We start from the raw sequence: 21,121 nt of genomic DNA, 5'->3' as shown, positions 1-21,121 counted from the left end.
CTGAAGGAAAATTGTATCTTTGTATTATATCTATTATTTATATATAATAAAACATATAATCTACAAAAATAGCCTTTTAGGAGGATTTTATATATGCAGGTAATAAAAATTTCACCACGCGGATATTGCTATGGTGTTGTGGATGCCATGGTAATTGCTCGAAATGCTGCTTTAGATAAAACACTGCCGCGCCCTATTTATATTTTAGGGATGATTGTTCACAATAAACATGTCACTGACGCCTTTGCCGAAGAAGGAATTATCACTCTTGATGGAAATAATCGTATGGAGATCCTAGAAAAGGTCGATAAAGGTACAGTTATCTTTACTGCTCATGGTATTTCACCGGAGGTAAGAGAATTAGCAAAGAAAAAAGGGCTTGTTACACTTGATGCTACATGTCCTGATGTTACAAGGACACATGATCTTATTTACGAGAAATCCCAAGAAGGTTATTACACCATTTATATTGGCAAAAAGGGTCATCCAGAGCCAGAAGGAGCACTTGGAGTCGCTCCTGGAATGGTGTACCTTGTTCAAACACCGGAAGATGTAGAAGCATTAAACATTCATCATGACAAACTGATTGTCACAAATCAAACCACAATGAGTCAATGGGATGTCCGTGACACGATGGAAAAAGTAAAAGAAAAATATCCTCATGCAGAGGTATTTAATGAAATCTGCCATGCCACTCAAATCCGCCAAGAGGCAGTAGCTGAACAAGCTCCTGAAGCGGATGTAACTATTGTTGTCGGTGACCCGAAAAGCAATAACTCAAACCGTTTAGCACAAGTTTCAGAAGATATTGCAGGTACAACGGCTTACAGAATTGCTGATATATCTGAATTAGAAATAGATTGGATTAAAGATGCAAAAACAGTTGCTGTTACTTCAGGTGCTTCTACACCAACACCGATTACTAAGGAAGTAATCACTTTCTTAGAACAATTTGATCCGAACGATGAAACAACATGGCAACGGATGAAAAAAGTTCCATTAGCAAAAATTCTGCCAAAAGTTAAGAAACAGTAAAACCGGTCTTTTGACCGGTTTTTTATATAAATTGAAATGGATTTGTATCCTCTTCTGAAGGGAAAACCTCCACTGATAACCCTGCATCTTTACACAACTTTTGTAATGTATGGGTTAATCCTTTTTTCATTACCTTTTCAACATTATGTCCGGGGTCAACGATGTTCAATCCCTGCATCATCGCATCATGTGCGGTGTGATAATAAATATCTCCCGTGACATAAACATCTGCCCCATTCATCTTAGCCTGATAAAAATATTTATTCCCGTCACCGCCTAAAACAGCTACCTTTCTTACCTTTTCATTCAAGTCACCTACCACACGGACTCTGTCTACCTCAAGGTCCCGTTTTACTTTCTCAGCAAAATCTCCTAATGTCATTTCCGCAATTTTCCCGATTCTGCCTAATCCTAATACCTCCCCTTTAAGATCAATAGGGTAAATATCATAGGCAGCCTCCTCATATGGATGTGCTTTAAGCATTGAAGAAATAGTTTTTTTCAATAAATGTTCAGGGACTACTGTTTCAATCCGAACCTCTTCCACCTCTTCAAGATGTCCAGTTTGTCCTATATAGGGAGTTGTTCCTTCCCCAGGCATAAACCTGCCTGTACCTTCTGCTGTGAATGAGCAATGACTGTAATTGCCTATAAATCCTGCCCCTGCATCCCCAAGGACCTTCCGAATCTCCTCAGCATGACTGGAAGGAACGAAAACAACCAATTTTTTTAAGCTTGTTTCAAACGTTGGTACCAGCACTTCCGCTTCTTCCAAGCCTAATGCTTCTGACAGCCAGTCATTGACACCGCCCTTAGCGACGTCTAAATTAGTGTGGGCAGCATAAACGGCAATATCATGTTTTAATAGTTTTTCAATCATTCTTCCTTGTGTAGTATCTGTAACAATATTTTTTAACGGCCTAAAAATAGGAGGATGGTGGGCAATAATTAACTGGACATCCTTTTCAATTGCTTCGTCTATGACGTTTTCGAGCACATCAAGCGCAATCATGACACGCTGAACTTTTTTATTTAGGCGCCCTACCTGTAAGCCGATTTTATCCCCTTCCATTGCCAGTCCTTTTGGGGCAAACCTTTCAAATAATTGAATGATTTCATGACCGTTTGGATTCTTCATTTCCTAGGACCTCCTCCACCAGTTGGATTTTAGTAAACAGTTCCTTCTTTTTCTCAACAGTACCTGGGGTTTGGGCGGCATGCTCAAGCTGCTGATATATACGCAGCCAATTATTTCTTTCATTTAGCCACTTTTTCGCAAATACTTTACTCTTTTCCTTAGATAGATATGGTCCAAATAATAACCCAGCTTCAACATTTTGTTCATAAGGTTTTAATGGATTACTGCCTTTTTCAGCCGCTAATACTTCATAAATTTTCCCGTCTTCTTCGATAATTTCTTCAGCAATCAATACCCAGCCGTTGTCTAAAAACCACTTTCGGACCGAGACCGCACTAATGTTTGGCTGAAGTATAAGTCTTTTTACCGAGCCCAGTTTCTCTTTTCCATTCTCTAATATACTGGCAATAAGGGCCCCACCCATTCCGGCAATGGCTATATGATCTACTTCACCTGACTGAATTACTTCAAGACCATCCCCAAGGCGGACAGATATCATGTCAGATAATCCTTCTGATGAAACATTTCGTTCAGCAGATTGAAACGGTCCAACTGCCACTTCGCCGGCAACAGCAAAGGAAATACCGCTATTTTTCGCCAAATAACAGGGAAGATATGCATGATCAGAACCGATATCAGCTATCTTAGCCCCCTTTGGTACATATTTGGCTACAGCTGCAAGGCGCGCCGATAATTTATCTGTATTCAAAAAACACACCACACTTTTTTCTTTTAGTATAAAAAAGGTCCTTTACAGATGCAAAGGACCTTGAGCAGCAAAGTATTATTTTTCTATTGAACTGATACAGCTTAAGGGTTGACCCTTTAGCTCGTCTTACTTAAGATTGGCCACCCAATCTGCCATCGCGTCAGCCTGCTCTGGTTTTACAAGTCCTGGCGGCATGTTACCTTTACCATGTTGAATGACATCCTTGATCTCATCTTTTGAAATCTTGCTGCCAATTCCTTTTAATGCTGGACCAACTCCGCCTTGGTACTGATCCCCATGACAACCAATACAAGTAGATTTGTAAATGTCTTCAGGGTTTGTTGCAGCTACTTCTGTTTTCTCTGCACCTTTACTCTCACCCTTATCCTTTGCTACTTCTTTCATATCGCCAACACCTTTGAAAGACAAAAAGAAAATAAGCGCGATTCCAAAGACCATAACGAGAATGAAAGGAACAACTGGATTTCGTTTCATGATAAAACCTCCCTTATGTACATAAACATGCTAAATTAAATAAAAACTCCCACAAACAACTTCTATTTTACTTTAAAATCAACAGAAGGAAAAGACCTAAACTTATTTTATTACGATAATCTTTTCTAAAAAAGGTAAAAAGACCGGCTTTTTGTTAACTCTGCCTCTTCTTATATTTCCCAAATTCAAGTTATTATGACTCTTTTAATCGAGAAATGACATTAAAGTTTTTTACTCCGCCAAGACAACCATTTTAAGCATGCAGGATTTTAAAATTTCTCTAAATAATTTATTATTTGATTTTACCAGAAAACCATCTATAAATAATGGAACCCCTTTAATATCAAGTAACTAATGAAAAATAAAGAAAAAATTTCTTTATTAATAAACTAATTTCCAAAAAAAGTTTATTAGGGCCATTTGCAAAGTGCGAGACAATTCAGTAAAATAATAAAAAAATAGTTTACTCCAAAAGAAGTAAACTATTTGCTTCATTATTTTTATTCTAAGAAATCTTTTAACCGCTTGCTGCGGCTAGGGTGGCGCAATTTGCGCAATGCTTTGGCTTCAATCTGTCGAATCCGCTCACGGGTAACACCAAATACCTTACCGACCTCTTCCAAGGTGCGGGTACGGCCATCATCAAGTCCAAAACGGAGACGCAGAACGTTTTCTTCACGGTCTGTTAAGGTATCAAGTACATCCTCCAGCTGTTCTTTTAATAATTCATATGCAGCATGTTCTGAAGGAGATGTAGCATCCTGATCCTCAATAAAGTCTCCAAGATGGGAATCATCTTCCTCGCCAATTGGCGTTTCCAGAGAAACTGGTTCCTGAGCAATTTTTAAAATTTCACGGACCTTATCCGGCGTTAAATCCATATCCTCAGCAATTTCTTCAGGTGTTGGTTCACGTCCAAGGTCTTGAAGTAATTGACGTTGCACCCGAATAAGTTTATTAATTGTTTCAACCATATGAACTGGAATACGAATCGTTCTTGCTTGGTCTGCAATTGCACGGGTTATAGCCTGACGTATCCACCATGTTGCATACGTACTAAATTTGAACCCTTTTCGATAATCAAATTTTTCAACTGCTTTTATCAGACCCATATTCCCTTCCTGGATTAAATCAAGAAACAGCATTCCACGGCCAACATAACGTTTTGCAATACTAACGACAAGTCGGAGGTTTGCTTCAGCAAGTCGACGCTTCGCTTCCTCATCTCCTTGCTCTATACGGTGCGCAAGGTTGATTTCCTCTTCAGCAGAAAGCAGGTCAACACGGCCGATTTCCTTTAGGTACATACGGACTGGGTCGTTTATCTTAACGCCTGGAGGAACACTTAAATCGTTTAAATCAAATTCATCATCGTCCTCCTTAGATAACTCTTTAACGCTTGGATCTTCCTCATCGCTGTCACCGACCAATTCAATTCCTTGGTCACCAAGAAATTCATAAAATTCATCCATTTGATGAGAATCCAATTCAAAATGTGCCAGTTTTTCGGCAATATCATCATAGGCGAGGACACCGACTTTCTTTCCTACCACCGTTAATTGATGTTTTACCTGTTCTAAGGTCAATTCATTTTCGACCTCCTGTGACCGTGCTGATTTTTCAGCCGCCATAGGGAACCCTCCTTCCAAAATCAAAGACAATAAATTAAATCTATAATGATTTGCGTAATTGAATAATTTCATTTGCAATGACAGCAGCTGTCAAAAAATCCTTTTGCTTTTCTGCTTCTTTTTGCTTTTCTTCTTTTTCCTTTATCTTTAACAACTTTTTGTAATTCAACACCTGCTTAATATAATCTGATAATTCCTCATTGCTTAGTTCATCGCTAATGGATTGCATTTCAATATCTACAACCATTCTTCTTAGATTTTCATCTTGAAGATGGTTTAAAAATGCAGCAGAATCCGGTTCTGGATGTTCTTCATAAAATTCAATCAGATATGTTATTATCGCCTGATGTTCATCAATATTAAACATATTCCCCGCAAGCTGTTCCTGCACTTTATATAACAGGTCACGATTTTTCAACATGTGGGCAATCAAATAACGTTCCGCGCTATAATAGGCAGGTTTTAAGTCTTTTGCCGGCTTTGGAACGATTACTTGATTAAAGCTTGGCCCGCTCTTTCCTTTTTCTTTTCTTTTTTCAGCAAAATAGAACTGTTTTTGCTGTTGTTTTAAGGCATCTAATGAAAGAGAAAATTCAGAAGCAAGCTGCCGTAAATAATGATCTCTTTCTACAGCCATAGGCAGTTTGCTGATTTCTTTTATTATTTCTTCTATATACGCCAGCTTATCTCCTTCATTTTGAAGGTTTTTTCCACGGCGAAAATATAGAAATTTAAACCCCATCCACGTTAGACTTGCTTCAATTACTTCATGACGGAATTTTTCAGGACCATTTTTTTTAATGTATTCATCCGGATCCTGTCCATCTGGCATAATGGCCACCTTGATTTCAAAACCTGCATCTTGCATCATCTTCCCAGCACGGTAAGCTGCTTCGATTCCAGCATTATCGGAATCATAACAAATAACCATCGATTGGACATTCTGACGCAATAACGCAATATGTTCATCTGTCAGTGATGTCCCCATTGTGGCGATGCCGTTTTCAACTCCGGCACGATCAGCTGCAATTACATCAGCGAAACCCTCAAATAATACAGCATGCTGTAGTTTTTTTATACTGGACTTTGCTTGATGATAATTATATAAAATTTTACTTTTATTAAAGATTGCCGTTTCGGGACTATTTAAATATTTGGGGTCTTCCCCCCCTAGCGATCTCCCTGAAAAAGCAATCGTGTTTCCATTTCGGTCAAATATCGGAAACATAATTCGATCCCTAAAACGATCAAAAAATGTTCCATCTCTTTCACGCTTGATAATCAACCCCGCTTTTTCCATCCATTCCGGGGAAAAGTTTCTTTTTGAAAGAAACTTAACAACAAAATCCCATGAATTTAAGGAATATCCAATTTGAAATTTATCAATCGACTCTTGGGTAAATCCTCTTCCATAAAGATACTCTAAAGCCTGCTGACCTTCTTTTGTATTTACCAGCAAATGGTGGTAAAATTTACGTAATAGCTCATGAGCATCTCTTATAGCTTGCAGTTCTTTAGGAACTTTTTTCTCTTTCTGATGGGCGGTTAAATTTATTTCAAGATCAATACTTGCTTTTGAAGCAAGTTTTACTGCTGCTTCCTGAAACGAAATTCCTTCCAGTTCCATTAAAAAAGAGAAAACATTTCCTCCTGCGCCGCAGCCAAAACAATGGAAAATCTGTTTATCAGGCGATACCGAAAAAGATGGGGTACTTTCTCCATGGAATGGACATAATCCGAAGTAATTTCGTCCCTGTTTTTTTAATTGGACATAATCACCAATTATCTCAACAATATCAACAGCTTGACGAATTTCAATTATCTTATCTTCGGCAATACGATCTGCCATGAAAAAACAACTCCAGTTACTTCTAGGTATTAGACCTTTTCAACTTCCTTCAACTTTCGACAAATTTCAGCCAATTCCTCCTGGATCTTAACAGAAGCAATTTCGACAATTTCTGTTTACATTTAGGATGAGTCTGTGTCGACAAAAATTGTCGGAATTTCTTTTGCTATTGTATTTATTCTACATCACTCTGCATATTCCTTCTTTTTAACCTCATTTTTATCCAAGAAAACACAGCCGAGTATCATATTTAGACCCTAACAAGTTTTCGGGCGCATAAACACATCGAATTTCATAAAAAATAGAAAAAATGGATTTATGTCGAATTTTTTTAGGAAAAAGGATGTCTCCCTGACTTGACATCTAACAGTAAATAGTTTATTCGTTCAATGGCAAGTCTAAACCTAAAAGATTCATTTTTATCACAATTTTTTATTATAGTATATTTAATATGATTTTGCCATAACTTTTTTCATAAAAAAACACATAATCAAAGATTATGTGTTAAGCATTCCTTTTATATATATAACTTAGAATGATATTTGCAGTTTCTTCAACAGCTTTATTTGTCACGTCAATGACTGGACAGCCGATTTTTTCGACAGTCTGATTAAAAAAGTCTAACTCTTCTTTAATTCGATTAATATTAGCGTAGCTGGCCTGATCATTTAATCCTAAGGAAATTAACCGTTCTCTACGAATATGATTTAATTTTTCCGGACCAATTCTTAAGCCAAAACATTTTTCCTTCGGTACCTTATAAAGTTCCTCGGGCGGATCAACCTCCGGAACTAATGGAACATTGGCAACCTTAATCCTTTTATGTGCTAAATATTGGGAAAGAGGAGTTTTGGACGTTCTTGATACACCGATTAAAATTATGTCTGCTTTTAAAATCCCCCGAGGGTCTCTGCCATCATCATATTTTACAGCAAATTCGATGGCTTCAATTTTCTTAAAATAATCTTCGTCAAGTTTTCTAACAAGCCCAGGTTCAAATAATGGTTTCTTACCAGAAAAGGCTTGGATTTCATCAATAATTGGACCAATTAGGTCGACGGCTCTAATTCCTGCCTTTTCGGCCTGTTCAAGCATGTATTTTCTCATTTCAGGTTTAACAAGTGTAAATGCTATCATTCCCTTGTCCAGCGAAACAAGAGATAACACCTCATCTATATGTTCATTATCTTCTACATAGGGAAAACGTTTAAGAGTTATTTCAGAGCCGTTAAATTGACTTATTGCCGCTTTTGTCATTAATTCAGCCGTTTCCCCTACTGAATCTGATACTACGTAAATTATTGGCGAGTTCATTCTGTATCATCTCCTCTGCAAGCCATTCTATTATTCTTCCCCTAATGCAACAAATGCCCTTGTAATATTTGTTTTGGTAATTCTTCCAATCACCTCATAGCCTTCATCCGATTTCTTAACTACAGGCAGAGCATCTATTTGCTTTTCAATTAGCTTTTTAGCAACATCAATCAGAAGATCATCTCGTTCACACATTGTGATATTTGGCATCCGCGTCATAATAATATGAACAGGAATGGCTGTTAAGTCTTGTTTTCCTATGCTTGCTCTTAGGAGATCTTTTCGGGATAAAACCCCTACGAGATGTGTTGTGGGGTCAACTACAAATAATGTTCCAACATCTTCTAGAAACATCGTACAGATAGCATCATATACCGAGACATTTTCATTAACGACAACTGGAATGGACTGATATTCCTTCACATAAATCTTTTGCAGGTTTTCAGTTAACAACTGTGTACCCGACTTTCCAGTATAAAAGTAACCTACACGGGGCCTAGCATCTAAAAATCCTGCCATTGTTAAAATGGCAAGATCAGGCCGAAGCGTAGCCCTGGTTAGATTTAAATGCTCTGCAATCTGTTCTCCTGTAATTGGTCCATTTCCCTTTACAATTTCCAATATTTGTTCTTGGCGTTTTGTTAGTTCTATTGTCCTCACCACCCATTATTTGACACCCATTGGCAGGATTACTTCAAAATCAACATTAAAATTTAATTTTCCCTTCAAGGAAAGCGGCTAGTTCTGTTATTGGAAGACGTGTTTGCTCCATTGTATCACGGTCTCTTACTGTTACCATTTTATCTTCTGCAGAATCAAAATCATATGTGATACAGTATGGTGTGCCAATCTCATCATGCCTGCGGTAACGTTTACCAATAGAACCAGCTTCATCGTAATCAACATTGAAGTTTTCAGCCAGCAAAGCAAAAACTTCCTTCGCACCTTCAGACAGCTTCTTCGACAACGGTAACACTGCTGCCTTAAACGGAGCTAGAGCAGGATGAAAATGCATGACAGTTCTTGAAGTTCCATCTTCAAGCTGTTCTTCATCATAGGCATCAATTAAAAAGGCTAATGTCACCCGGTCAGCACCAAGAGAAGGTTCTATGCAGTATGGAATATATTTTTCGTTTGTTTCCGGATCAAGGTAATGGAAATCTTCACCTGAAAATTCCATATGTTGTTTTAAATCATAATCTGTTCTGGATGCAACTCCCCATAGTTCGCCCCAGCCAAATGGGAACTTATATTCAAAGTCTGTTGTAGCATTGCTGTAATGGGAAAGCTCCTCATCTGAATGATCGCGAAGTCTTAAATTTTCTTTTGTAAGACCTAGAGAAAGCAGCCAATTTTCCGCATTTTCCTTCCAATAATCAAACCATTTTAATTCCTCGCCTGGTTTACAGAAAAACTCCAGCTCCATTTGTTCGAACTCTCGTGTACGGAAAGTGAAGTTTCCCGGTGTGATTTCATTTCTAAAGCTTTTTCCAATCTGTGCTATACCAAAAGGTAATTTCTTTCTCATTGTTCTTTGGACATTCTTAAAGTTTACAAAAATCCCTTGGGCTGTTTCCGGACGCAGGAAAATTTCATTTGTGCTTGTTTCCGTTACACCTTGGAATGTTTTAAACATTAAATTAAACTGACGGATTCCAGTAAAATCATGGCTTCCGCAGTCAGGGCAGGCAATATTATATTCCTTGATCATTTCTTCCATCTTATCGAACGGAAGTCCGTCAACCACCATTTCTATTCCTTTTTCTTCAAGAGCGTTTTCGATTAATTTATCTGCTCGATGACGAGCCTTACAGTTTTTGCAATCAATCATTGGATCATTAAAGTTTCCAATATGACCTGAAGCCTCCCATGTTCTTGGGTTCATCAGAATACTAGCATCTAACCCTACATTTAAAGGGGTTTGCTGTACAAATTTTTTCCACCAGGCACGCTTAATATTATTTTTGAATTCTACACCAAGCGGGCCATAATCCCATGTATTTGCAAGTCCTCCATATATCTCTGAACCGGGAAAAATAAATCCCCTGTGCTTAGCATGAGCGACAATCTGATCCATTGTTACATTCATTTTGTTTAACTCCTTCTAAATATTTTCTCATTAAAAAACTCCCGTCTCCTATGCCTTTAAAAGCATAGGGACGAGAGTTCACCCGCGGTTCCACCCTATTTGCTGACAAAAGCCAGCCTCTTTTCATCATCAACACGAATTGCTCTGGAACGCCTTCCTTAGTATCCTATACCCTAGCTCACACCATCCTAGGTTCGCTTTTATAGTATCTCCTAAGTACTCTTTTCCTTCACAGCAATTTATTAATTTACTGAAAATAATACTTAATATTCGAAGTGTTGTCAACTAATCTATAAAAGATTTCGAAATTGGGCCATAGAATCAAGAAATTTCTTTGATTTCAAGTGCAGCCCTGAGTACTCATCATAATAGGCATCAATTACTTTCTTAAGTTCTGCCTTCGTCGTATCCTTTACAGAGATACGTCCAAGACGTGATAGATCAAAATAATAAAACAGTCTCAAAAGTTTTACAGCAGCTTGTGATATTTTAAAATGATATGGATCCTTGTCCAAGCAGCGATGGCAGATAAAACCGCCTTCCCGTATGGAAAAAGAAAAATGTCCGTCTGTCTGACCGCAAACGGAGCATCGATTTAATACAGGGTATAAACCTAATACGTTTAACATTTTCATTTCGTATATATGCATAAGAATATCAGGGTCATATCCCTCATTCATTAAATGCAGGGTTTGATATAAAAGTTCGAAATGATAAGGATTCGGTTTCTTTTCATCTGTCGCTTTGTCTGTTAATTCCACAACGAAGCTTGCATAGGCAGTTAAAAAAATATCTTCTCCAATTGAACGAAAAGAAGAAATGACTTCTCCCTGCTGCAGGCCGCTTAGACCTGTACCTTTTTGAATAAGAAAATGTCCATAGGTAAAAACCTGGGTAATGGAAGAAAGGCGGCTGTTAGGCTTTTTCGCTCCTCTTGCCATAACACCAATCTTCCCCCATTCCCTTGTATACAATGTTACTATTTTATTTGTTTCACCATAGTCTGTTGTCCTAATGACGATGCCTTCACATTTCTGAAGCATAATGTCACCATCCAGAAACGTGCGGTCCAGCTAGAAAGTAGGATAATCAATTTGTGCTAGCTCTTCATTCGAATTACCGGGTATTTCTTGGTTTTCCTTCTCAAGTTCCTTAAAGAGAAGATAAGTGTCAATATTACCAGTCTGGGTAAATACTTTCCACGTTAAATCCAACACGAAAACCCCACCTTTCAATATTTAGACTAGCGTCAATTCAGGTCCTTAACCTTACAATTATCTTAGCCTGCCCACGTTAAAATCATAAGACGTAAATATTGTTAATCTTGTGAATGCATAATCTTAACCTTAACTTAATATGCTTTTAGGGTGGATGAGTTAATACTCATCTTCATTGAAACCATATTCCCGAAGCTGGGACATTTTATTTCGCCAATCCTTTTGAACTTTCACCCAAAGCTCTAAAAATACTTGTGAGCCAAGCAAATTTTCGATATCAACACGAGCCCGCTTGCCGATTTCCTTTAACATACTGCCTTTTTTACCAATAATAATTCCTTTTTGTGAATCACGCTCTACAATGACTGTAGCCATAACATGTATAATTCCTTTGCCCTCTTGCCGTTCTATTTTATCAATCACAACAGCTAAGGAATGGGGAATTTCCTCTCTCGTTAAATGTAAGGCTTTTTCTCTAATTAACTCAGCAATAATAAATCTTTCTGGATGATCGGTTACCTGATCCGCAGGGTAATATTGGGGCCCTTCAGGCAGGTAAAATTTTATCTGCTCTAATAAGCGCTCGACATTATTGCCTTCTAAAGCGGATATTGGAACAATTTCTTTAAAAGAATATTTTTCTTTATAGGTTTCAATAATCGAAAGTAAATGATCCGGGTGAATTTTATCAATTTTATTAATAACAAGAAAGATTGGTGTGTTTACTGATTGAAATTTTTCAATGATAAATTCTTCTCCGCGGCCAAATCCTTCTTCGGCATTCACCATAAACAAGATTAAATCTACTTCTTTTAATGTGTTCTGAGCCACTTTCATCATAAAATCGCCTAATTTATGCTTAGGCTTATGGATACCGGGAGTGTCAATAAAAACCATTTGGGTATCTTCAAGTGTTAAAACACCTTGCACCTTATTCCGGGTGGTCTGGGGTTTATCACTCATAATCGCAATTTTTTGTCCGATAACCCTGTTTAAGAAAGTTGATTTCCCGACATTTGGTCTGCCGATTATAGAAATAAATCCTGATTTATATACGTTATTCTCTGTTTTATTTGTTAGCATGTAAATCCTCCGAAGTGAATGCACCAGGCAATAAATCATTAACTGTAAGCTCTAATAAATCCCCTTTTAGATTTGCAAGTATGACCCTCATATCTTTAGGGAAAAATTCGGCCATTACCTGCCGGCAAGCGCCGCATGGAGAGCAAGGACGATCCGTATCAGCAACCACAGCAAGCATTTGAAAATTACGTTCGCCTTCTGAAACCGCTTTAAAAACAGCAGTCCTTTCCCCGCAATTGCACATGCTATAGGCAGCATTTTCAATGTTACAGCCATGATAAACTTTTCCTTCTGATGTTAAAAGTGCGGCTCCAACACCAAACTTTGAATAAGGAACATATGCTTTATCTCGTGCTTTCTTCGCTTCTTCGATTAATTGCTCAATCTTCACTAGTTTTCTTCCCTTCCAGCAAAAAGCTCGCTGTTTCTTTATTTTACATTAAAATTCAAATAAAATCATTAGTTGCAACAAAAAAGTAATAATAAAAATTGAATTTTCACAAAAATCTAATTTCCATTAAAATTGGATTTCACTTATTTTACCTATTTCTTAAGTCAATTTCAATCACACTATCTAAAAAGCTTTGATACATAGGGAAAATAAATCATCACTCCAATAATAACGGAAAGGATGGCATAAACAAATACAGCTCCTGCGGCCAGATCTTTTGCCTGTTTCGCCAGGAGATGAAATTTTGGGCTTGCCAAATCAACTACCCTCTCAATCGCACTGTTCATCAATTCAAATGCAAACATACCGCCTATCGCAATGAGAACTATAATCCATTCCATTTTTGTAATTGAAAAATAAAAAGAAATTAGAATCACAAAAACTGAGCTCAACACATGGATCCGCATATTTCTTTCCTGCTTAATGGATGTAAGAATTCCGGCAGCAGCATACATAAAAGAACTGAATAGAGAAGGGGATTTACGATTACCGTTTAAGTCCATACTCGTTCAATATTTCCTTCTGCAGCGTGAACATTTCCTTTTCATCAGCTTCAGTCATATGATCATAACCTAAGAGATGCAAAAAACCGTGAACAGCCAAGAAACCCAGCTCTCGCTTAAAATCATGACCATATTCTTCAGCCTGCTCTCTCGCCCTTGGAACAGAAATGATAATATCACCTAAAATACGAGGAAGTTCTGTACCGACCGGTTTCACTTCCCCTTCTCCAAGTTCTTCCATGGCAAACGAAATGACATCTGTCGGGGCATCTTTATCTCTGTATTCACGGTTTATTTCTTGTATTTTTTCATTGGTAACATACGTAATGGAAACTTCGCTATGGTCCTCAATATTTAGTTTTTGGGCTGCAAAATTAAGAAGTCTTTCAATATCAAGCATATACTGCTCTGTTAATTCTTGTGTTTCATCATTGCTGTCAATTAATAATGTCATACTTCTTTCACCTTCTTCTTCATATCCGGATATTCAATCCTTGAATGGAAAATCCCTTTCATCGTCTCACATAATGTATTTGTTACAATTTCCACTTCCTTTAATGTTAAGTCACATTCATTTAGCTGGCCGTCAGAAAGCCGATCAGCAACAATTTTTCTGATTAGCGACTCAATTGTTTCAGGAGTCGGCTTTGATAATGAACGTACGGCCGCCTCTACACTGTCTGCAATACCAACTACTGCGGATTCCTTAGACTGTGCTTTCGGACCAGGATAACGATATGCTTCTTCCTTTGTCTCTGGGTCCTCTTGTAATGCTTTGTGATAAAAGAATTTTAACAAGGTTGTCCCATGATGCTGTTCAGTAATATCAACAATTTCCTTTGGCAGGTGATGTTTTTTCAAAATCTGTGAACCATCTGCCGCATGTGCAATAATAATGCTCGCACTTCTTTCCGGAGGCAGTTTGTCATGGGGATTTTCCCCATGCATTTGGTTTTCAATAAAAAAGTTTGGACGTTTTGTTTTTCCTATATCATGATAATAACTTCCAACTCTCGCCAATAGGCCATTTGCGCCGATGGCTTCACAGGCCGATTCAGATAAGTTTGCCACCATCACACTGTGGTGATATGTACCAGGTGCCTCCATTAAAATTTTTCTTAATAATGGATGGTTTGGGTTGGATAACTCAATTAATCTTATGGTTGAAAGAATTCCAAAGCTAGCCTCTAGAAATGGCAGCAGCCCAATGGTTAGTACGGCGGAACCAATTCCAGAAACAAGTGCTGCTGTAAAATAGTAGCCAAATTCAAGCCCCGTAAATTGCCCATTTGATAAATACATTAGTGCTACTATGGTCAAAAGATTAACTAAGGCAGAAAATGAACCCGCCTGCAAAATCTTTAAACGTTGATTTTGCGTACTTAAAAATAAAACAGCCGATAAGGAATTAAATATAATGTAAATCCCTTCTGAAAAGTTGAGGCTTCCCGCAACCCCTTCATTAAATAATATACTTCCGCACACGGCTAAAACAAGGGATATTAGAATTGCAAGCTTTTCGTCAATTAATATTTTTATCAGCATTCCAGCCAATGCTGCCGGAAAAAGATAACCAATCCAAGAAAAATTGAAAACCTGCATCATGCTGATAATTTTCATAATAAAAATGGAGAAAATAAAAATAATCCCAAACAATAATAAATCTGTCTGCCTTTTCTCTGGCTGTGATTTGATTTGATAAAAATAATAAAAGGTTCCAGACAAAATCACCAATATTAAAGTAATCAAACCAATAAACGGCCTTAATGACTTTTCATTTTGCACCAGACCAACCAGTTTAAGCTGGCGGAATATTTCCTGATTAATCAACTTTCCTTCTTCAACTATTATCTGCCCTTGGAGAATCTTTACAGGTTCCACACTTTCCGCTGCCTGCCTCCGCAATTCCTCAGTTGCGGAAGGATCATAAAATTCATTCTGAATAACAGCATATCTTCCCAGGTCAATCGCAGCAGCTCTTAAATTGTCATTCAATGTTGTATATTTTAATTCTTCTTCGACTCTTTTTTTGGCATTTTCTACATCATCTGCAGAAATTCTTTTTGTCATGACATTATTTATGGCCGTGACCGTTAAATCCTTGGCAATTGATAATTCATCATTACTTGCCTGGACCAATGCCGAAAAAACCTGATTTGAAAGGTCGTTATTTACGGTAGAAGTTAGTTTTCCCTTTAGCCGTTCAACTTTATCCGATACACTTGGTTCTTTTGGATGATCGTCTTTTTGTTTATCCAGTTCATCGTTAATTTCATTGTTTAATTCTGCAGCTGTTTCAAAAATAGAGCTAATCAAATCTACACGATTCTGCGTATACTCTTTTTTTACGGTATAAACATCTTGAACTTGATCACGTGCTTCTTTTCTTTTGATTTCTGTACTTTTCTTATCCTCCACTGTCCCTGGGGAGCGAATCGTCTTTTCAGCTACTGTAAACAATCCCAAATCCAGTTTTTCTGGTTTCACATTACTATACATCGCTGTAAATAAAACAATACCTAAAACGATAAAAAAGAGAATTCGAAAAAAAGTAATATCCAAAAGTTTTCGTATCCGTATGAAGTGCTGCTGCAGCGTATTCAACTAAATCCCTCCAACTAGAAAAGCGTAAGTACCTTAGTCAGCCCCGACAAACATAAGACGAGCGGGACGAAGGTTGTTTTTTACCTTTTGGAGAATCCGTACCTGACCTCTAAGGCCTAGGCCTCTTGCCCTAGGATTTCTCGAAGTCGAATGTTTTTCTTTTTTGAATGAATGCTTATGTAAAATGATAACAGTTTTTTCTTTAAGTTTCATCATTAATGTAAAAAAGGGATTTCTGCATTGGCAGATTAATCCCTTTTTTATTTAAACTATGAGTTTTTTTCATCTGCTTTCCCATAGGCTTGGATAATTTTAGCCACCAGAGGGTGCCGGACAACATCGCTTTGTTCTAAGAATACGAAAGATATCCCATTAACATTTTGCAATATTTCCTCCACTTCTACTAAACCAGATTTGGCCCCTTTTGGTAAATCAATTTGAGTTTGGTCACCAGTTATCACCATTTTCGATCCAAATCCAAGCCTTGTTAAAAACATCTTCATTTGCTTATTTGTCGTGTTTTGGGCTTCATCTAGAATAACAAAGGCATCATCTAAAGTACGGCCTCTCATATAGGCCAGTGGTGCTATTTCAATGGTTCCCCGTTCTATCAGCCTGCCGGTATGCTCTGCTCCTAATACATCATGGAGAGCATCGTATAACGGTCTTAAATAAGGGTCTACTTTTTCCTTTAAATCACCTGGTAAAAATCCAAGACTTTCTCCGGCTTCAACGGCAGGTCTTGTTAAAATAATTTTATTAACCAAGCCATTCTTCAATGCATTAACTGCCATCACAACTGCTAAATACGTCTTCCCGGTTCCGGCTGGACCAATTCCAAATACGAGGTCGTTTTTCTTAATAGCCATCACATATTGTCTCTGACCAAGAGTCTTAATTCGAATCGTTTTCCCTTTTACATTTCTTCCAATTTCCTCTTCATACAAATTGACAAAATAATCAAGAGTCCCTTTTTGTGCCATCTGTATAGCATAAAGGACATCTCTGCCGCTGATGGTAATACCTTTTCGTATGATTTGAATCAGTTTGTCCAGGATTTGTCCGGCTAAAGTTACTTTTTCCTCATCACCAGATAAGCTTACAGATTCACCTCGTGTAATAATGGAGACACCTAGCTCTTCTTCAATCATTTTGATATTTTGATCATTATTTCCAAGCAGAGCTATAGCCTCTGCCGGATTTTCAAGTGATACATTAATGGAAGTCAACTTTTCTGTCATTCATGAATCTCCTTGGTAATCGGTTGCCCGACTGCAATGTTTTCAATGATTTTGAAATGGATATCTAGTATAACCTTACCATTTTTTATATCTTTGTGTAAAATTTTTTCCTCTTTAAACATAGCATCTTCATCTACTTTTGATTTTATGTCGTTTCTTGCCAGTTCAATCGCTTTTTCCTCTGCTTCTTTATTTGTATAAGTACGAATTGCTTTCTCCTGTTCACGTATCGTTTTATCAACATAGGAAACAGGCAAATCCCATTTTAAGAAGTGCAGCTTATGAATATTTTTTTCTGCTTTATAATCCTTAAATTCATGCCCGCCAAACCCCCAAACAGGAATTTCCTTACCTCCAGCTAAAAGGTAATACTTTCGTTTCTCCTTGCCGCTATAGACATTGAACGTTGTCTTAAGAGGCAGTTCGACATGGGCTTTATACCAAATCTCCCCCCATACATCCCCTTTTGCTGCCACAAGTTCAGGCTCCTTCTCTTCCTGTCCAATTTCACCGGAAACGAGAAGCTGGCCTGGCTCAACAAAATCATTCACTTCAACCATTTTTTGACCGTCATCAATATCCATTCTTACAATCATTGCTTTCTTTTTAGCTACTAAATTCCTTGGACCTAGTTTTTTAGGCTGTTTCGGCTCATTTTTTTCCACTACCTGAAGATGGTAGGTTGTCCCTTTTAATTCAACACCAACCCATGTCAGTTCATTTATGTTATTCGTTAGTTTTCTTTGGATTCCTTCAGCATTATCCACAAAAAATTGAAACTTACCTATTTTAACCCCCATCTTGTCCAATTCCTGCCGAATTTGATATTCTGTTGCAGGCTTTGCACCCTTTATTTCTATTCCCCATATCACGTTAGACAAAAGGAACACAATCGATAGGAATATCACCGCACCAATCAAAAACCCGCTGTTTTTTAACATGCGGCGCATCAAAAATGGGGCACCGCTTCTTCTTAAAAAGGAAATGCGGCAGCCGCTTTTCCTTACAATATGTCTAAGTTTCATTGCATCATCCAAGCTGATTTTAAAGGTAATGGTGTCGGTCCCATGCCGCTTTACATTCCATATTTGAATTTCATTACGCATCAGAACGTTTAATAATCGCTCCAATCCTTTTCCGGTCACTTTTACAGTAACCCTCCCAAATAAAAAAACAATCCATTCGTTCTTCATTTTGTTCCTCCCGGATTTTCATTTATATAGGTGACTTGATCAATTTTTCCTTCTAGTAAGATTTCTTCCGGTAAAATGGTTTTGATAACGAAATAATTTCCTTTAATTAATAATTGCCCCTGCTTCAGCAGCAAACGGAGTTCTTTATCAGAAAAAGCCAGCAAGCCGCGGTGATTTTCTATATATATATGAATTTGTCCAATCATTGTTATACGGGGTAAATCCATCATGACATCTTGAGGAAGATCCATATTTTTTGCCATCCAGCCGCGAACCCGGCCGACCCATGATTTTGCCATAAAAAAAAGAACCCCCTTTCATCTCATATTTATGAAATGACCTGGAGTTCTAGCACATCTTTTTTACGGTTGAAATAATCGGCTGCAATCTATGACAAGTTATCTTTTTCTTGTAAAGTGAGGATTTTTTGATCTAGGTTCAGCAAGAATTTCCGACCAAATAATCCCATTAATAATATCGTTACGATTAGGAACTTTCTCCTCCAAAAAATCTTCTTCATTATGATCGTCCATGTACGAAGAAGTATTCCTATTCAATAAGCGGTCTTTTTCTTTTTGATATTCTTCAAATTCACTGGATTGGATATCTGCTTCTGGTTTAACGCGACTGTAATGCTGCATTAAATCCTGCTGTTCAGCCGTTTTTCTGTCCTTAAATTTACGCTCAATCGTTTTTGCCCTTTTAAATGTTTCGTTTTGTATAGATGACTTTCTTTTATCGAAAGTCTCGATGATAGTCGGTTTATTCCTTCGAACCGGCTGCTTCCTTTGCTTTTTTTTGCCAAAAACACTGGAGAGGATCCCCATTAAAATAATCAAAAATACAAATTCCATAAGGTCACCTCTTTTCTATCAACTAAGAAAGAATTATTACTTATCATCTTTCTTTTCAGTCGTTATCCTGCCAATAGATCCTCTCTATCGGTATCAGCAGAAATATTTTTAAAGTTTAAATAATCCATTACACCGATATTTCCGGTTTTAAGGGCTTCAGCCATTGCTTGCGGCACAGTTGCCTCTGCTTCGACCACTTTTGCTCTCATCTCTTGAACTTTCGCCTTCATTTCCTGTTCATTGGCTACGGCCATCGCGCGCCGTTCTTCAGCTTTCGCCTGTGCAATCCGCTTATCAGCTTCTGCCTGCTCTGTCTGTAGTTCTGCCCCTATATTTTTACCGATATCAACATCTGCTATATCAATTGAAAGAATTTCAAATGCAGTACCAGCATCCAATCCTTTAGCCAGTACTGTTTGCGAAATTAAATCAGGATTTTCTAACACTTGGCTATGGCTTTCGGATGAACCGATTGTGGATACTACCCCTTCACCGACACGGGCAACAACCGTTTCCTCACCAGCACCTCCGACCAGCCGGTCAATATTGGCACGAACTGTAATCCTGGCTTTTGCCTTAACTTCAATACCATTTTTAGCAACACCAGCAATAAATGGTGTTTCAATTACTTTTGGATTTACACTCATTTGAACAGCCTCTAATACATCCCTTCCGGCAAGGTCAATTGCTGCACAGCGTTCAAAAGTTAATTCAATATTTGCACGGTGGGCTGCAATCAGAGCATTCACCACTCGATCTACATTACCTCCAGCAAGATAATGGCTTTCCAGCTGGTTGGTCGTTACTTTTAATCCTGCTTTATGCGCTTTAATCAGCGGATTAACCACTCTTCCAGGAATTACCCTCCTAAGTCTCATCCCCACCAATGTAAAAATACTGATTCTCACTCCTGCTGCCAAAGCAGAAATCCAGAGCATTACCGGTATAAACGATAATAAGACACCAAAGAAAATTAAGACTATTACGATAACGGCCACAATAAAAAGGGTGCCGCCAGTTATAAAGTCCATGCAATATACCTCCATTTATAATTATTTAACCTCTCTAACAACAATACGTGCACCTTCTACTTTCATGACTTTCACTCTTGCATTTTTCTCAATATAACTTCCTTCACTGACTGCATCAATTCTTTCGCTATTTATGATGATCGTTCCAGCGGGACGCAAAGTTGTCAGCGCAGTTCCCTCCATTCCCAATATATCTAGTCGGTTAATATTTGATACATAGCCATCTTCTTTTTTGGCCGTATCAAATAAAACCATTTTGTTAAACAGGACAAGTTTTTTTCCTAAAACTCTAATCATTAAAAAGAAAACAGCCATTGAAATGATTATGGCAATTAGAATGGAAATTCCTATTTGCAGCGGATTTTCTCCAGCAAGAAAAAAGCTAAAGATTAATGCTGCGGTGCCAAGTGTGCCAGCTACAGCCCCAGGAAGGAATAATTCGAGAAAAATCAGCAAAATTCCTATAACAAATAATGTCAATGTCCCATATCCAGCAAACCCTGCTTGAAAATGGCCAAAAAAGAATAATACTAATGCAAATAAACCGATAAACCCTGAAATACCAAATTTCGGCGAAAATAGTTCCATGACCATTCCTACTCCGCCAATGGTTAAGAGAACGGTTACAACAATCGGGTTTATGAGGAATTCGACCATATGCTAAAGCCTCCCTTCCCTGTTCGA

At 37.8% G+C, this 21,121-nt stretch carries 21 protein-coding genes, 1 pseudogene and 1 other annotated feature; of the genes and pseudogenes, 1 reads left to right on the top strand and 21 read right to left on the bottom strand.

All coding sequences use genetic code 11. From position 1 onward, the window contains the following. The first annotated feature begins 93 nt into the window (after nt 1–93). Nucleotides 94–1,035: a 4-hydroxy-3-methylbut-2-enyl diphosphate reductase gene (locus M3183_RS00640; protein WP_251465402.1), complete on the top strand. Its 942-nt coding sequence runs from the start codon at nt 94–96 to the stop codon at nt 1,033–1,035. A 22-nt stretch (nt 1,036–1,057) separates the two neighbouring features. Here the strand turns inward: M3183_RS00640 and M3183_RS00635 are convergent, their stop codons facing one another. From M3183_RS00635 to M3183_RS00535, 21 genes and pseudogenes are all read right to left on the bottom strand, one after another. After that, the gene (locus tag M3183_RS00635; RefSeq protein ID WP_251465401.1) at nt 1,058–2,173 is read right to left on the bottom strand and encodes a Nif3-like dinuclear metal center hexameric protein; all 1,116 of its coding nucleotides are present in this window, start codon (nt 2,171–2,173) and stop codon (nt 1,058–1,060) included. Beyond that, nucleotides 2,151–2,882 carry a tRNA (adenine(22)-N(1))-methyltransferase gene (locus M3183_RS00630; RefSeq protein ID WP_251465400.1) on the bottom strand — a complete coding sequence of 244 codons (732 nt, stop codon included), beginning with the start codon at nt 2,880–2,882 and terminating at the stop codon, nt 2,151–2,153. Before M3183_RS00630 ends, M3183_RS00635 begins: the two co-directional genes overlap by 23 nt. Before the next feature lie 126 nt (nt 2,883–3,008). After that, entirely contained in the window at nt 3,009–3,377 is a 369-nt protein-coding gene (gene cccA, locus M3183_RS00625; RefSeq protein ID WP_251465399.1) for a cytochrome c550, read from the bottom strand. Nucleotides 3,378–3,877: 500 nt separating this feature from the next. Next, nucleotides 3,878–5,008 carry an RNA polymerase sigma factor RpoD gene (rpoD, locus tag M3183_RS00620; RefSeq protein WP_251465398.1) on the bottom strand — a complete coding sequence of 377 codons (1,131 nt, stop codon included), beginning with the start codon at nt 5,006–5,008 and terminating at the stop codon, nt 3,878–3,880. Between the two features lie 40 nt (nt 5,009–5,048). Further along, entirely contained in the window at nt 5,049–6,857 is a 1,809-nt protein-coding gene (gene dnaG / locus M3183_RS00615; RefSeq protein WP_251465397.1) for a DNA primase, read from the bottom strand. A gap of 504 nt (nt 6,858–7,361) precedes the next feature. Continuing rightward, nucleotides 7,362–8,171 (bottom strand): pyruvate, water dikinase regulatory protein, encoded by an 810-nt coding sequence (locus tag M3183_RS00610; protein WP_251465396.1) that lies wholly within the window; start codon nt 8,169–8,171, stop codon nt 7,362–7,364. A 30-nt stretch (nt 8,172–8,201) separates the two neighbouring features. Next, on the bottom strand, nt 8,202–8,831 hold the full coding sequence (locus tag M3183_RS00605; RefSeq protein WP_251466225.1) for a helix-turn-helix transcriptional regulator: 630 nt from the start codon (nt 8,829–8,831) through the stop codon (nt 8,202–8,204). 46 nt (nt 8,832–8,877) lie between these two features. Further along, nucleotides 8,878–10,260, bottom strand: coding sequence for a glycine--tRNA ligase (locus M3183_RS00600; protein ID WP_251465395.1), 1,383 nt, complete (start codon nt 10,258–10,260; stop codon nt 8,878–8,880). 63 nt (nt 10,261–10,323) lie between these two features. Continuing rightward, nucleotides 10,324–10,502: a binding site (T-box leader), on the bottom strand. 48 nt (nt 10,503–10,550) lie between these two features. Further along, a complete protein-coding gene (gene recO, locus M3183_RS00595; protein ID WP_251465394.1) occupies nt 10,551–11,303 on the bottom strand; it encodes a DNA repair protein RecO in 753 nt (250 codons plus the stop codon). A 30-nt stretch (nt 11,304–11,333) separates the two neighbouring features. Further along, on the bottom strand, nt 11,334–11,477 hold the full coding sequence (locus M3183_RS00590) for a YqzL family protein (protein WP_251465393.1): 144 nt from the start codon (nt 11,475–11,477) through the stop codon (nt 11,334–11,336). A gap of 159 nt (nt 11,478–11,636) precedes the next feature. Next, nucleotides 11,637–12,560, bottom strand: a complete 924-nt coding sequence (gene era, locus M3183_RS00585; RefSeq protein ID WP_251465392.1) for a GTPase Era — start codon at nt 12,558–12,560, stop codon at nt 11,637–11,639. Then, nucleotides 12,547–12,951, bottom strand: a complete 405-nt coding sequence (locus M3183_RS00580) for a cytidine deaminase (protein WP_251465391.1) — start codon at nt 12,949–12,951, stop codon at nt 12,547–12,549. The genes era and M3183_RS00580 overlap by 14 nt, the downstream gene beginning before the upstream one ends. Before the next feature lie 179 nt (nt 12,952–13,130). Continuing rightward, the gene (locus M3183_RS00575) at nt 13,131–13,514 is read right to left on the bottom strand and encodes a diacylglycerol kinase family protein (protein WP_251465390.1); all 384 of its coding nucleotides are present in this window, start codon (nt 13,512–13,514) and stop codon (nt 13,131–13,133) included. Beyond that, the gene (gene ybeY / locus M3183_RS00570; RefSeq protein ID WP_251465389.1) at nt 13,498–13,968 is read right to left on the bottom strand and encodes an rRNA maturation RNase YbeY; all 471 of its coding nucleotides are present in this window, start codon (nt 13,966–13,968) and stop codon (nt 13,498–13,500) included. The genes M3183_RS00575 and ybeY overlap by 17 nt, the downstream gene beginning before the upstream one ends. Next, nucleotides 13,965–16,118 carry an HD family phosphohydrolase gene (locus M3183_RS00565; RefSeq protein WP_251465388.1) on the bottom strand — a complete coding sequence of 718 codons (2,154 nt, stop codon included), beginning with the start codon at nt 16,116–16,118 and terminating at the stop codon, nt 13,965–13,967. Before M3183_RS00565 ends, ybeY begins: the two co-directional genes overlap by 4 nt. Before the next feature lie 269 nt (nt 16,119–16,387). Continuing rightward, nucleotides 16,388–17,359: a PhoH family protein gene (locus M3183_RS00560; protein ID WP_251465387.1), complete on the bottom strand. Its 972-nt coding sequence runs from the start codon at nt 17,357–17,359 to the stop codon at nt 16,388–16,390. Then, nucleotides 17,356–18,552 (bottom strand): sporulation protein YqfD, encoded by a 1,197-nt coding sequence (yqfD, locus tag M3183_RS00555; RefSeq protein WP_251465386.1) that lies wholly within the window; start codon nt 18,550–18,552, stop codon nt 17,356–17,358. The genes M3183_RS00560 and yqfD overlap by 4 nt, the downstream gene beginning before the upstream one ends. Further along, nucleotides 18,549–18,851, bottom strand: coding sequence for a sporulation protein YqfC (yqfC, locus tag M3183_RS00550; RefSeq protein ID WP_251465385.1), 303 nt, complete (start codon nt 18,849–18,851; stop codon nt 18,549–18,551). Before yqfC ends, yqfD begins: the two co-directional genes overlap by 4 nt. Nucleotides 18,852–18,950: 99 nt before the next feature. Then, nucleotides 18,951–19,406, bottom strand: coding sequence for a hypothetical protein (locus tag M3183_RS00545; protein ID WP_251465384.1), 456 nt, complete (start codon nt 19,404–19,406; stop codon nt 18,951–18,953). Nucleotides 19,407–19,442: 36 nt separating this feature from the next. Beyond that, nucleotides 19,443–20,437, bottom strand: a pseudogene (floA, locus tag M3183_RS00540) (flotillin-like protein FloA). A gap of 21 nt (nt 20,438–20,458) precedes the next feature. Continuing rightward, nucleotides 20,459–21,094, bottom strand: coding sequence for an NfeD family protein (locus M3183_RS00535; protein ID WP_251465383.1), 636 nt, complete (start codon nt 21,092–21,094; stop codon nt 20,459–20,461). Nucleotides 21,095–21,121: the final 27 nt, after the last annotated feature.

It is taken from the genome of Neobacillus mesonae (assembly GCF_023715155.1).
GTDB lineage: Bacteria > Bacillota > Bacilli > Bacillales > Cytobacillaceae > Neobacillus > Neobacillus mesonae_A.
Note: the sequence above shows the minus strand (reverse complement) of the source record. Positions and strands in the feature narration are given on the sequence as shown.

Bases quoted from the DNA above. Each gene is read 5' to 3' on its own strand.
- M3183_RS00640 (WP_251465402.1), top strand. From the start codon at position 94: ATGCAGGTAATAAAAATTTCACCACGCGGATATTGCTATGGTGTTGTG.
- M3183_RS00635 (WP_251465401.1), bottom strand. From the start codon at position 2,173: ATGAAGAATCCAAACGGTCATGAAATCATTCAATTATTTGAAAGGTTT.
- cccA (WP_251465399.1), bottom strand. From the start codon at position 3,377: ATGAAACGAAATCCAGTTGTTCCTTTCATTCTCGTTATGGTCTTTGGA.
- rpoD (WP_251465398.1), bottom strand. From the start codon at position 5,008: ATGGCGGCTGAAAAATCAGCACGGTCACAGGAGGTCGAAAATGAATTG.
- dnaG (WP_251465397.1), bottom strand. From the start codon at position 6,857: ATGGCAGATCGTATTGCCGAAGATAAGATAATTGAAATTCGTCAAGCT.
- M3183_RS00610 (WP_251465396.1), bottom strand. From the start codon at position 8,171: ATGAACTCGCCAATAATTTACGTAGTATCAGATTCAGTAGGGGAAACG.
- M3183_RS00600 (WP_251465395.1), bottom strand. From the start codon at position 10,260: ATGAATGTAACAATGGATCAGATTGTCGCTCATGCTAAGCACAGGGGA.
- recO (WP_251465394.1), bottom strand. From the start codon at position 11,303: ATGCTTCAGAAATGTGAAGGCATCGTCATTAGGACAACAGACTATGGT.
- era (WP_251465392.1), bottom strand. From the start codon at position 12,560: ATGCTAACAAATAAAACAGAGAATAACGTATATAAATCAGGATTTATT.
- M3183_RS00575 (WP_251465390.1), bottom strand. From the start codon at position 13,514: ATGGACTTAAACGGTAATCGTAAATCCCCTTCTCTATTCAGTTCTTTT.
- ybeY (WP_251465389.1), bottom strand. From the start codon at position 13,968: ATGACATTATTAATTGACAGCAATGATGAAACACAAGAATTAACAGAG.
- M3183_RS00560 (WP_251465387.1), bottom strand. From the start codon at position 17,359: ATGACAGAAAAGTTGACTTCCATTAATGTATCACTTGAAAATCCGGCA.
- yqfD (WP_251465386.1), bottom strand. From the start codon at position 18,552: ATGAAGAACGAATGGATTGTTTTTTTATTTGGGAGGGTTACTGTAAAA.
- yqfC (WP_251465385.1), bottom strand. From the start codon at position 18,851: ATGGCAAAATCATGGGTCGGCCGGGTTCGCGGCTGGATGGCAAAAAAT.
- M3183_RS00545 (WP_251465384.1), bottom strand. From the start codon at position 19,406: ATGGAATTTGTATTTTTGATTATTTTAATGGGGATCCTCTCCAGTGTT.
- M3183_RS00535 (WP_251465383.1), bottom strand. From the start codon at position 21,094: ATGGTCGAATTCCTCATAAACCCGATTGTTGTAACCGTTCTCTTAACC.